This is a genomic window from Streptomyces sp. NPDC058240 (genome assembly GCF_042882135.1).
Lineage (GTDB): Bacteria > Actinomycetota > Actinomycetes > Streptomycetales > Streptomycetaceae > Streptomyces.
Genome location: NZ_JBHVWT010000010.1, coordinates 125,005 through 136,847, shown reverse-complemented (window position 1 = coordinate 136,847; position 11,843 = coordinate 125,005). Strand labels below are relative to the sequence as shown.

General features: G+C 69.3%; 11 protein-coding genes. 1 reads left to right on the top strand and 10 read right to left on the bottom strand.

Translation table 11 applies throughout. The annotated features are described in order from the left end of the window. Position 1: 1 nt before the first annotated feature. From ACFVX4_RS19210 to ACFVX4_RS19190, 5 genes are all read right to left on the bottom strand, one after another. Positions 2 to 1,051, bottom strand: a complete 1,050-nt coding sequence (locus ACFVX4_RS19210) for an iron-siderophore ABC transporter substrate-binding protein (protein WP_389978477.1) — start codon at positions 1,049 to 1,051, stop codon at positions 2 to 4. A 154-nt stretch (positions 1,052 to 1,205) separates the two neighbouring features. Beyond that, positions 1,206 to 2,060: an ABC transporter ATP-binding protein gene (locus ACFVX4_RS19205; RefSeq protein WP_389978475.1), complete on the bottom strand. Its 855-nt coding sequence runs from the start codon at positions 2,058 to 2,060 to the stop codon at positions 1,206 to 1,208. 38 nt (positions 2,061 to 2,098) lie between these two features. Next, positions 2,099 to 3,160 carry a FecCD family ABC transporter permease gene (locus ACFVX4_RS19200; protein WP_389978473.1) on the bottom strand — a complete coding sequence of 354 codons (1,062 nt, stop codon included), beginning with the start codon at positions 3,158 to 3,160 and terminating at the stop codon, positions 2,099 to 2,101. After that, complete coding sequence (locus tag ACFVX4_RS19195) at positions 3,157 to 4,215, bottom strand: FecCD family ABC transporter permease (protein WP_389978471.1); 1,059 nt, start codon at positions 4,213 to 4,215, stop codon at positions 3,157 to 3,159. Before ACFVX4_RS19195 ends, ACFVX4_RS19200 begins: the two co-directional genes overlap by 4 nt. Before the next feature lie 11 nt (positions 4,216 to 4,226). Continuing rightward, positions 4,227 to 5,579, bottom strand: coding sequence for a lysine N(6)-hydroxylase/L-ornithine N(5)-oxygenase family protein (locus tag ACFVX4_RS19190; RefSeq protein WP_389978469.1), 1,353 nt, complete (start codon positions 5,577 to 5,579; stop codon positions 4,227 to 4,229). A gap of 244 nt (positions 5,580 to 5,823) precedes the next feature. Here ACFVX4_RS19190 and ACFVX4_RS19185 point away from each other — a divergent pair, with 244 nt between their 5' ends. After that, positions 5,824 to 6,771: a methionyl-tRNA formyltransferase gene (locus tag ACFVX4_RS19185; RefSeq protein ID WP_389978467.1), complete on the top strand. Its 948-nt coding sequence runs from the start codon at positions 5,824 to 5,826 to the stop codon at positions 6,769 to 6,771. Positions 6,772 to 6,912: 141 nt separating this feature from the next. Here the strand turns inward: ACFVX4_RS19185 and ACFVX4_RS19180 are convergent, their stop codons facing one another. The 5 genes from ACFVX4_RS19180 to ACFVX4_RS19160 form a co-directional block, all read right to left on the bottom strand. After that, a complete protein-coding gene (locus tag ACFVX4_RS19180; protein WP_389978464.1) occupies positions 6,913 to 7,503 on the bottom strand; it encodes a hypothetical protein in 591 nt (196 codons plus the stop codon). Positions 7,504 to 7,517: 14 nt separating this feature from the next. Further along, entirely contained in the window at positions 7,518 to 8,681 is a 1,164-nt protein-coding gene (locus tag ACFVX4_RS19175) for an ROK family glucokinase (protein ID WP_266428855.1), read from the bottom strand. A 133-nt stretch (positions 8,682 to 8,814) separates the two neighbouring features. After that, positions 8,815 to 9,675, bottom strand: coding sequence for an ATP-binding cassette domain-containing protein (locus tag ACFVX4_RS19170; protein WP_389978459.1), 861 nt, complete (start codon positions 9,673 to 9,675; stop codon positions 8,815 to 8,817). Further along, positions 9,672 to 10,724, bottom strand: a complete 1,053-nt coding sequence (locus tag ACFVX4_RS19165) for an ABC transporter permease (RefSeq protein WP_266428849.1) — start codon at positions 10,722 to 10,724, stop codon at positions 9,672 to 9,674. The genes ACFVX4_RS19170 and ACFVX4_RS19165 overlap by 4 nt, the downstream gene beginning before the upstream one ends. Beyond that, positions 10,721 to 11,704: a sugar ABC transporter substrate-binding protein gene (locus tag ACFVX4_RS19160; RefSeq protein WP_389978454.1), complete on the bottom strand. Its 984-nt coding sequence runs from the start codon at positions 11,702 to 11,704 to the stop codon at positions 10,721 to 10,723. Before ACFVX4_RS19160 ends, ACFVX4_RS19165 begins: the two co-directional genes overlap by 4 nt. Between the last annotated feature and the right edge of the window lie 139 nt (positions 11,705 to 11,843).

Genomic DNA, 11,843 nt, shown 5'->3' with positions numbered 1-11,843 from the left:
TCTAGTCGACCGACTTGACGAGCTCGTCGATCGCGTAGGGCAACGACAGCAGGGTGCCCTGGGACATGGCCGCGCCGACCGCCGGTCCCTCGCTGTCCAGCAGGTACGACACCTTGCCGTTCTTGACGGCGGACAGGTTGGCGAACAGCTTGAACTTCTTCAGCGCCTCCGTGTCCGCCTTGTCGTTGATGACGAAGATACGGTCGACGTCGACCAGGTCGATGCGCTCGGGGGACAGCACGGTGAAGAACTTGCCGTCCGCGATCGTGTCGATCTTGGTCTGGTACTTGAAGCCGGTACCCGTCACCAACCGTCCGCGCACATCGGTGGAGGTGAACGGTCCGACGGAGTCCTTGTACCAGGACAGCGCCACGGCGGTCTGGTCGGCGAACTCCGGGTGCGCCTTCTTGGCCGCGTCGAGCTTGCCCTGGATGCCCTGGACCAGCTCGGTGCCCTCGTTCTCCTTGCCGAGCGCCTTGGCGATGTGCAGCGCGTTGTCCTGCCACGGCGCGCTGAAGGGCTCCTTCTCGCCCTTGGTGCGGCCCACCGTCGGGGCGATCTTGGAGAGCTTCTCGTAGGCGGCCCGGTCGATCTCGGAGTAGACCGCGATGATCAGGTCCGGCCGCAGGGAGGCGATCTTCTCGTAATTGGGGCCCGAGTCACCGTTGTTCATGATGACCTCGGGGCGGGTGTCGCCCCACTTGTCCTTGACCCAGGGCCACTGGGTGTTGATGTCGGGGGACTTGCCCGCCGGGTTCGGGTACTGGTCGACCATGCCGACCGGCTTGATGCCGAGCGCCAGGATCGCCTGGTCGTCCGTGTAGCCCACCGAGACTACGCGCCGGGGAGCCTTGGTGATCTCCGTGGATCCGAATGCGTGCTCCACGGTGACCGGGAACGCGCCCGCGGCGGCGGCCGGGGCGTCGTCGCTCTTCCTGTCCGCCGAGTCGGAACCGCATCCCGCGAGGAGGCCGACGCCCAGGGTCGCGGCGGACAGTATCCCCGCCACCCGCCGCCAGGGCCTCACGCGCGTCGTTCGATGGAGAAGCATCCGGAATCCCTTGCTTTCACACTGCCCACTGCACCTCTGTGTAAGGGCAGCCAAACCTTATCCCGCACAAGTGAGGCCAGCCTAGCCTAACTTCTGAATCATCCTCCGTCGGGCACGAGTTGGGCTCTCGCCCGCGCCCGCACCCCACAAGCGGCTACGGGTCGTGCCGGACGTGCGTACGGCCGATCGGCACGATGAGCGGCCGATCGCCCACCGGGTCGTCGATCACCGTGGCGTGCAGCCCGAACGCCTCCCGCAGCAACTCGGCGGTGATCACATCGCGCGGGTGCCCCTGCGCCAGGACGGATCCCTCCCGCATCACGATGAGGTTGTCGCTGTAGCGCGTGGCCAGATTGAGGTCGTGCAGCACCATGACCACGGTGCACCCCGACTCGTGCAGGTCGTCCACCAGGTCGAGCACGTCGATCGCGTGCGCCAGGTCCAGATAGGTGGTCGGCTCGTCCAGCAGCAGCAGGTCGGTGCCCTGGGCCAGCGTCATCGAGATCCAGACGCGTTGGCGCTGTCCGCCGGACAGCGAGTCGACCGGGCGGCCGGCCAGCTCGGACACCCCGGTCATGGCCAGCGCGCGCTCCACGACGCCGGCGTCGTCCGAGGACCACTGCCGCAGCCAACTCTGGTGCGGATGACGCCCCCTGGCGACCAGGTCGGCCACCGTCAGCCCCTCCGGCGCGACCGGTGCCTGCGGCAACAGACCGAGCTTCTTCGCCACGTCCCTGGTCCTGAGCCTGCCGATGTCCTCGCCATCCAGCACGACCGTTCCCTTGGCCGGCTTGAGCAGCCGGGTCAGGGTGCGCAACAGGGTGGACTTCCCACAGCCGTTGGGACCGATGATCGTGGTGATCACCCCTGGAGGGATCACCACGTCGAGATCGTCGATGACCGTGCGACCGCCGTACCCGACCGTGACACCCCTGGCTGCCAGCCGTGGGACGTCCTCGACGCCGGTCCCGATCCCGGTCCCCATCTCGGTGATGAACTGAGCGGCCACAAGCCCCCCTTGTCTAGGTTCGCCTTACTTCTTACCGTCTACCTCAGGTTCGCCCGCACCAGCAGATAGACGAGGAACGGGCCGCCGATCGCGGCGGTGACCACGCCGACCGGGAGAGTGATCGGCAGCGCGGTGCGCGCGACCAGGTCCGAGCCGATCAGCAGCAACGCTCCCACCAGGCCGGAGGCCACCATCGGCGGCGTCGGGAACTTCGCCAGACGCATCGCCACCTGCGGAGCCACCAGGGCGACGAACGGAACCGGGCCCGCCGCGCTCACCGCCACGGCGGCCAGCAGGACCGCGCACAACAGCAGGACCGCCCGCACCCTCGAATACCGGACGCCCAGCCCGGCGGCGACCTCGTCGCCGAGGTGCATCGGCTTGAACTGGAACGCGACACCGGCCACCACCACGATGAGGACGAGCGTGCACCAGAACGCCACCCGGACCTGGTCCCACGACCGGTCGTCCAGCGAACCGACCAGCCACGCCTGGGCCCTGGCCACGTCCCTGATGTCGGCCGAGACCAGCAGCCAGGTCGTGATCGCCTCCATCACGGCGCTCACCGAGATACCGATGAGGATGAGCCGGAAGCCGTCGATCCCGCGCCGCCACGCCAGGAAATACACCAGCAGCCCGGTACCGAGACCGCCCGCGAGCGCCGCCGCGGGCAGGCCCACCGAGCCGACGACCGCCGCGGCGGTCCCGCCCGACACCGTCACCAGGAACACCGCGACCGCGCTCGCTCCCCCGGTGATGCCAAGGATGTCCGGACTGGCGAGCGGATTGCGCGCGACCGACTGCGTGATCGCCCCGGACATCCCCAGCGCGACGCCCACGACGAGACCGGCCAGGGCACGCGGCATCCGCAGATCCATGACCACGAACTCGTCGACCTGTTCGCCCCGGCCGAGGATCGTGGCGATCACCCTGGACAGGCCGATGGGGAAGTCCCCGATACCGATGGAGAGGCAGAACACCAGGAAGGTCTCCGCCAGCAGCAGCAGTGTGACCAGGACGAGCCAGGGCCGCCATACGAACGACACATGGCCGAGCCGTACGCCCGGCGCCACCGATGGGTTCACGTCTGTCCCGTTCATGCGTTCCTGAACTTTCCCCGCCACACCAGAATCGCGAAGAACGGGGCGCCGAGAAGGGCGACCACCACACCCGCGTCCAACTCGCCCGGCCGCACCACCAGACGCCCCACGATGTCGCAGACCAGCAGGACGACGGATCCGAGCAGACCCGCGTACGGCACCAGCCAGCGGTAGTCGGGGCCGGTCGGATACCGGGCCACATGGGCCACCATGAGCCCGAGGAAAGCGATCGGGCCGCAGGCCGCCGTGGCCGCACCCGCGAGCAGGGTGATGGCGACGATGCCGATGGTCCGGCTCAGCGCGATGTTCACTCCCAGCCCCCGCGCCACGTCGTCGCCCAGGTTGAGCAGGTTGAGGGCGGGCAGGGTGATCAGTGCCAGCACCAGTCCGGCCGCCACGAACACGGTCACCGGCCAGATGACGTCGAATCCGACACCGGCCACGGAGCCCGCGTTCCAGAACCTCAGCGCGTTCAGCGACTTCTGGTCGGAGAGCGCGACCGCCGTGGTCATCGCCGCGAGGAACACCGTGATCCCCTGCCCGGCCAGGGCGAGCGTCAACGGATTGCCCGCCCCCCGGCCGATGCTCGCCAGACCGAAGACGACGACGCCGGCGACACCCGCGCCCACGAAGGCGAACCAGACGTACTGGAACGGGTCGGCGAACCCGAACACGGCGATCACCGACACCACCGCGAACGAGGCGCCGGAGTTCACCCCCAGCAGGCCCGTATCGGCTATCGGGTTGCGGGTGTACCCCTGGATCAGCGCACCGCCGACCCCCAGCGCGAGGCCCGCCACGACCGCGAGTACCGTCCGGGGCACCCGCACGGTCTGCACGATGAGCCTGATCTCGGTGAGCCGCCGGTCGGCGTCGGGCGCCGCGAACAGTCCGTGCCAGACCTCGGCGGGACTCAGCGCGCGCGTGCCGACGGCCAACGACACCGCCGCGGCGATCACGAGGATCACCACGAGCGCGACCAGGCCCACGACCCGCCGCCGGCGGGCCTCTGTCGTACCCCCGGGCGCGGGGCGCTCAACTGCAGTCGTGCCCATGTCGACGTTCGTTATCCCTTTGTTCCGGTGCCGTCGACGACCGGCCGGGCCTCGTCGGAGGCGGACTTGACGCCCCGGTCGAGCAGTGAGTCCAGGATCTCGCCGACCCGTATCGCGGTGTTGGACAGCAGGGAGGTCGTGATGCCGTGCGTGTGCTCCGTACCGCCCTGCAGATAGATACCGCAGCGCAGACCGGGGTCGGTCGAGACACGGTAGTCGCGCTCGACGCGGACGCGGCCCTCGTCGTCGCGCAGGCAGCGGTCGGCGACCTCGCCGAGGAGGCCGAGGGGGTCGGCGGGGCTGTAACCGGTGGCGAACACCACGACATCGGCGTCCAGGAGCGTCTCCTCGCCCGTGACGAGGGACTTCACGGTGGCACGGACGCCGTCGGGCGTCTCCTCCACGTCGCTGACCCGGGACACGTTGAGGAAGCGCAGCCGTTCGGTGCCGAGGACCTTCTCCTGGTACATCTGCCGGTACAGGTCGTCGATCAGGTCGATGTCCACCACGGAGTAGTTGGTGTTGCCGTGGTAGGCCATCAGCCGGCTCTTGACGCTGTCGGGCGCGGTGAAGTAGTCGTCGACCGCCCCGGGGTCGAAGATCCGGTTGGCGAAACTGCTGTCGTCGGCGGGGCTGTAACCGTAGCGGGAGAAGACCGCGCAGACCTCGGCCTCGGGGAAGCGGCGGTGCAGGTAGGCGACGTTCTCGGCGGCGCTCTGCCCGGCACCCACGACGACGAACCGCGAGGGCGAGGCGCCCTCCAGGCCGTCGACCTTGCGCAGCAGGTCGGAGTTGTGCCAGATCCGGTCACCGCGCTCCACGCCCGCCGGCATGAGGGGGCGCAGCCCGGTGCCGATGACGAGGTTGCGGGCCCGGTGGACCTCCAGCCCCTCCCCCGACCGGACGGTCACGTCCAGGTACTCCACGGCACCGTCGTGGACGAAGGGTGTGACGGCGACGACCTCGTGGCCGTAGGAGACCATGTCGTCGACCTTGGCCGCGGCCCACTCGAAGTAGTCGTGGAACTCCACCCGCAGCGGGAAGAGGTTCTTGTGGTTGATGAAGTCGATCAACCGGTCCTTGCTCTGCAGGTAACAGAGGAAGCTGAACTCGCTGGCCGGGTTCCGGAGCGTCACCAGGTCCTTGAGGAAGGACACCTGCATGGTGGCGTCGTCGATCAGCATGCCGCGGTGCCAGCCGAAGCTCGGCTGCTGCTCGAAGAAGTGAGCGGTGACCGGCTCCTGCCTGCCGACGCCTGAGTTGTGCTCGCTCAGCGCAATCGCCATGGCCACATTGGAGGGGCCGAAGCCGATGCCGATCAGGTCGTGGACCAGTGGTGCGTCGCCAGGAAGAACCTGTGACATGTCACTCCCATCGTGCGGGAAAGCCGCCTGTCAGGCGTAGGGAAAGTACGAAAGGTGGGCACGCCGACGGAGCTGCCCAGCAAACTTAGGTGAGCCTAAGCTAATCACACGGTGCTGTCGATAGGGCAACCCGGCACCGGAGGCTGACGGGGCGTCAATACGGGCCCGAAATCACCCTGTTGCAAACTAAGGTAAGCCTTGCTTTACTTGCTGCCGGTCTATCCCTGCCCTGAGGAGGAACCCCATGCGGGTCGTCATGTTCGGTTACCAGACCTGGGGGCACCGCACCCTGCAAGCCCTCCTGGACTCCGAGCACCACGTGGTACTGGTCGTGACGCACCCCAAGAGCGAGCACGCGTACGAGAAGATCTGGAGCGATTCCGTCGCCGACCTCGCCGAGGAGCACGGCGTCCCGGTGCTGATCCGCAACCGCCCTGACGACGACGAGCTGTTCGAGCGCCTCAAGGAGGCGGACCCGGACATCATCGTGGCCAACAACTGGCGGACCTGGATCCCGCCGCGGATCTTCGGCCTCCCGCGCCACGGCACGCTGAACGTGCACGATTCGCTGCTGCCGAAGTACGCCGGCTTCTCCCCGCTGATCTGGGCCCTGGTAAACGGCGAGTCCGAGGTGGGCGTCACCGCGCACATGATGGACGACGAACTCGACGCCGGCGACATCGTCCGCCAGGAGGCGGTTCCGGTCGGTCCGGCGGACACCGCCACCGACCTCTTCCACAAGACCGTCGACCTCATCGCCCCGGTCACCATCGGCGCACTCGCCCTCATCGCCGCCGGGCAGACGGAGTTCACCAAGCAGGACCGCTCCCGGGCGAGCTTCTTCCACAAGCGGTCCACCGAGGACATCCGCATCGACTGGAGCTGGCCGGCGGAGGACCTCGAACGCCTGGTCCGCGCCCAGTCCGAGCCGTACCCCAGCGCCTTCACCTTCCACAAGGGCAAGCGTCTGGAGGTCCTCGCCGCGGTGGTGTCGCAGAACCGCTACGGCGGTACGCCCGGCCGCATCTTCTACCGCGAGGGCGAAGGCGTGGTGATCGTCGCCGGAGCCGGCGCCCGCACCGGCCGCAACCACGGCCTGGCCATCACCCGCGTACGGACCGAGACCGGCCGGGAGCTGCCCGCGACGGAGTACTTCACCTCCATGGGCGGCTACCTGACCGACCGCCCCTGACGCACCGTCACCACCGCGGCCCCGGGGCGCCTCCCCCGAGCCCCCTCAGGAAGGGGCGCCCCGCTCGAAGTCGAGGAGCCACTTGAGGGTGCGTTCCCGGGAGGCGCGCACGTGCTCGCCCGCGGCGGCGGCCCGGTCCGGTCAGGGGGTCGCCGCGGACACGACGTAGACGACCGGGTTCATCGGATCGGTCATGTTCACCGTGATGTCCTGGGTGGGCCGCGGTCCCTTGTTGGTGTGCCTGGTGCCCGCCCATTCGGCCCCGGGGCCGAACGTCCAGCCCGAGACCTTCTGGTCGCGTGCGCCGATGGTCACCTTGCCGGTCTCCAGGTCGGAGCGCCCGCTGCCCATCCGGCCGAGGAAGCGGTCGAGCCCGGCAGACGTGGTGCGGAACTCCACGTACAGCCGGCTGGCCTTCCAGTTGTTGGTCTCGTAGTACTGCACGTCCAGGGAATTGCCGGGCATCGGCAGTTCGAAGATCCGGCGCTGCAGCCGGGACGGCCAGCCTTCCCGGAGCCCCTGCGCGGAGGCCTCGGCCTCCTTGTTCTGGCCGGCGCGGCGGCTCTGCCCGGCGGAGATCAGCAGATAGCCGGCCGGAATGCCGATGAGCAGCACGATGATGGTCGCCGTGATCAGCCGGCGGCGGATCATCCGGCGCCGGTCCTGCGGCGGCCGGCGGTCGTCGGGCGGCGAGGACTGACGCGGCAGGACGGGGTGCTCGGCTGCGGTCATGTGTCTGGGGATCCCTAGGAGGTGCGGGTGTTGCGCGTATTACGGATGGTGCTCGCGGCCTGGTCGTAGATCTGGGCGTACCGCTCGTACCGCTCGACGCGGCGGCGATTGGCACGGCGGAATCTGCGGGCCACCAGCCGGGCCAGGTCCGCGGCGCCGACCATACCCGCCTCCGGGCCGAGCTGTGCCTTGGCGATCCGGGCCTCGGGCCGGTAGCCGCGGCCGGTGAGATGGCGCCTGAAGGCGTCCCTGGCGGGGCCGATGAGCAGGTCGTCGGCGGCGCTCACGCCGCCCCCGATGACGAAGCAGGAGGGGTCGAGCGCGGCGGCCAGATTGGCGATGCCCACGCCCAGCCACTGGCCGATGTCCTGGAGGAGCTCGACGCACATCGCGTCGCCCTCGCGGGCCAGTTCGGTGATGAGGGGCCCGGTGATGTCGGGGATGTTGCCCTTGACCCGCTCGATGATGCCGTGCGCCACCGGGGAGTCCGCGGCGGCCAGCTCCTTGGCCTCCCGGACGAGCGCGTTGCCGGAGCTGTACTGCTCCCAGCAGCCGCGGTTCCCGCAGGGGCAGCGGTGTCCGCCGGGCACCACCTGCATGTGGCCGAACTCACCGGCGACGCCGTACTTGCCGCGCTTGACCTGGCCGTCCTCCAGGATCGCGCCGCCGATGCCGGTGCCGAGTGTGATCATGACGAGGTGGTCCTCGCCGCGGCCCGCGCCGAAGCGCCACTCCGCCCAGGCGGCGGTGTTGGCGTCGTTGTCGACCATGACGGGGACGACGAGGCGGGAGGCGAGGGCGTCGCGCAGCGGTTCGTCGCGCCAGGCGAGGTGCGGGGCGAAGAGCACCTTGGAGCGGTCCGCGTCGACCCAGCCGGCCGCCCCGATGCCGACGGCGTGCACATCGTGCCGGTCGGAGAGGTCCAGGACCAGCTCGACGATGGTGTCCTCGACGACTTTGGGGCTCTTGGACTTGTCCGGCGTCTCGGTGCGCAGCTGCTCCAGGATGTTGCCGTCGGCGTCGACGACGCCCGCCATCACCTTCGTACCGCCGATGTCGATGCCGACGGTGGGTACCCGCGGTGCCGTGAGGTGCGAGCGCCGCTCCCTGGTGCCCACGGTCCGCAGGACGGTGGCGCGGGCGGAGCCGCGGTGTGTGAAGTCGCGGTACGTGCTCATCGTCCCTGCGGGGTCTGGGGGGAGCCGGGGGCGGTGCTCCCGGCGGCGGACTGCGCCCGTCGGGCTCGATTCTGCCACTGCCGGGGCACCGGGGCTGGCGGACCGGTGCGCAGGGGGCCGGTCCCGGCCGGGGCTACTCGGGCTTGCCGGGGAGCGGGTGGCCGCCGAGACGGGTCGGTGCGGGGGCCCGTTCCAGCTCGTGGCTGAGCTCCTCCAGCTCGCTGCCGCCCGCCATCTGGCGGGTCAGCTCGTCCAGAGTGATGCTCGCCCTGGTGTGGCTGCCGGACATGGCGCCCCGCTTCAGCAGCACGAAACGGTCACCGACGAGATACGCGTGGTGCGGGTTGTGCGTGATGAGGACCACGCCGAGACCCGCGTCGCGGGCGGCCGCGACGTACTTGAGCACGACCCCGGACTGCTTGACGCCGAGCGCGGCGGTGGGCTCGTCCAGGACGAGCACCTTGGCGCCGAAGTAGACGGCCCGCGCGATGGCGACGCACTGGCGCTCGCCGCCGGAGAGGGTGCCGATCGGCTGGTCGACGTCGCGCAGGTCGATGCCCATGCGCAGCAGCTCGGAGCGGGTCGTCTCGCGCATCAGCCGCACGTCGAGGCGCTTGAAGGGGCCGGCGCCGGTGGTCGGCTCGGAGCCGAGGAAGAAGTTGCGCCAGACCGGCATCAGGGGGACGACGGCCAGGTCCTGGTAGACCGTGGCGATACCGCGGTCCAGGGCGTCGCGCGGGTTGGCGAGGGTGGTCTCCTCGCCGTCGATGAGGAAGGTCCCGGCGTCGTGCCGGTGCAGCCCCGCGATGATCTTGATCAGGGTGGACTTTCCGGCGCCGTTGTCGCCGAGCACGCAGGAGATCTCGCCCGCGTGGACCACCAGCGAGACGTCCGTCAGGGCCTTGATGTTGCCGTAGAACTTGCTGACGTGGTCCAGCTCGACGAGCGCCCGGTGGGGCGCCTCCGGGTCGGCCGGTGCCTTGGGGGCCGTCATTTCGTCGCCTCCGCGCGCTTGCGTACCCATGCGTTGAGCAGGGTGGCCAGGAGCAGCATGGCTCCGAGGAAGAACTTGAACCAGTCCGGGTTCCACTCCGCGTACACGATGCCCTTGCTGGTCATGCCGAAGATGAAGGCACCGACCGCGGAGCCGATCGCGGAGCCGTAGCCGCCGGTGATCAGACAGCCGCCGATGACGGCCGCGATGATGTAGATCAGTTCGTTGCCGACGCCCTCGCCGGACTGCACCACGTCGAACGAGAACAGCAGATGCTGGCCGGAGACCCAGGCGGCGAAGGCGACCCCGAGGTAGAGCCCGATCTTGGTACGGATCACCGGGACGCCGACCGCGCGGGCCGCGTCGGCCTCGCCGCCGACCGCGAAGATCCAGTTGCCGAAGCGGGTACGGAGCAGGATCCAGGTGGCGATCGCGACGAGTACGGCCCACCACAGGATGGTGACCTTGAACTCGACGCCGCCGATGGTCCACTGCGAGGCGAAGACCTTGCGGGCCGAGTCGAAACCCTCCATGTCGCCGATGGCCTTGGTGGACACGGTCCCGCTGATCAGCTTGGTGAAGCCCAGATTGAGGCCGGTCAGCATCAGGAACGTACCGAGCGTGATGATGAAGCTCGGCAGTTTGGTCCGGGTCAGCATGAAGCCGTTGAACGCCCCGATGGCCAGGGTGACCAGCAGCGACACGAAGACGCCGACCCAGACGTTGGCCGTCATCTGATAGCTGAACATCGACGAGACCAGCGCGGAGCTGGTGACCAGCACACCGGCGGAGAGGTCGAACTCGCCACCGATCATCAGCAGCGCCACCGGCGCGGCCATGATCCCGATCGTCGAGGCCGCGTACAGCACCGTGCCGAGGCTGGAGGCGCGCAGGAAGCTGTCGGCGACGATCGAGAAGAAGATGAAGACGGCCGCGGCGCCGACCACCGAGCCGAGCTCGGGGCGGCCGAGCAGTCTGCGCAGCGGCGAGGTGCGCATCAGCCGCTCGTCGGCCCCGGTGGGGGCGGACGGTCCGGCGATCGTGCTCATCGGGTCCCCCGCTTCGTGTACTGGGCGAGTTCGGCGGCGTCCTTCGAGGTGATGATCTGCGGTCCGGTGAGGACCGGGCGTCCGCCACCGAGCACATTGCCGTTGAAGCGGTAGAGCCAGAGCAGGTCGACCGCCTCGTACCCCTGGAGGTACGGCTGCTGGTCGACCGCGAAGCCGAGGGTCTTGTCCTGGAGGGCCGTGGCGACCTTGGCGTTCAGGTCGAAGGTGTCGATCTCGGCCTTGCTGCCCGCGGTCTTCTTCGCCTTGACGGCGGCGTCCGCGAACGGCGCGCCCAGGGTGACGACCGCGTCGATGTTCTTGTCGGCCTGCAGCTTCGCCTCGATGGACGCCTGGACGTCGGGCATGTTGGTGCCCTCGACGTACAGGTTCTGCAGCTGTCCGTCGAAGGTCTTCTTCGCTCCGGCGCAGCGCTGCTCGTGGCCGACGTTGCCCTGCTCGTGCAGGATGCACAGCGCCTTCTTGCGGCCCCGTGCGTTGAGCTCCTCGCCGACCGCCTCGCCCGCGATGGACTCGTCCTGGCCGATGTGGGTGAGCGCGCCGAACCGCTTGGACTCCGCGGAGCCCGAGTTCACCGTGATCACCGGGATTCCGGCCTTGGTGGCCTTGGTCACGACATCCTTCATCGCGTCCGGCTTGGCGAGGGTGACGATCAGCCCGTCGACCCTCTGGTCGATGGCGGCCTGCACGAGCTGGGCCTGCTGCTGCGCCTCGTCGTTGTGCGAGTACAGGAACTTGATGTTGTCCTTGCCGGCCGCCTGCTCGGCGCCCCGCTGGACGATGTCCCAGAAGGTGTCGCCGTCGCCCGAGTGGGTGACCATCGCGAAGGTCCAGCGGGGCGTGTCCACCGCGGACCGGCCCTCGGCGGCGGCCTGGGCCGCGCGCTCCTCCGCCCGCTTGCCACCGGTGCTGCTGCATCCCACGAGGGAAGCCCCGAGCACCGCCGCAAGCACGGCGCCCATCGCACGTACCCCTGTCCGAACCCTTGCCACGACGCGGTGCCCTTCTTGTGCTGCTCGCTGTGCTGCTTGGAGGGGCCGGGGATGATGCACACCCGGCCCGGCTGGCCAAGTATCCCCGAGCGGTCGACGGCATCGCCCG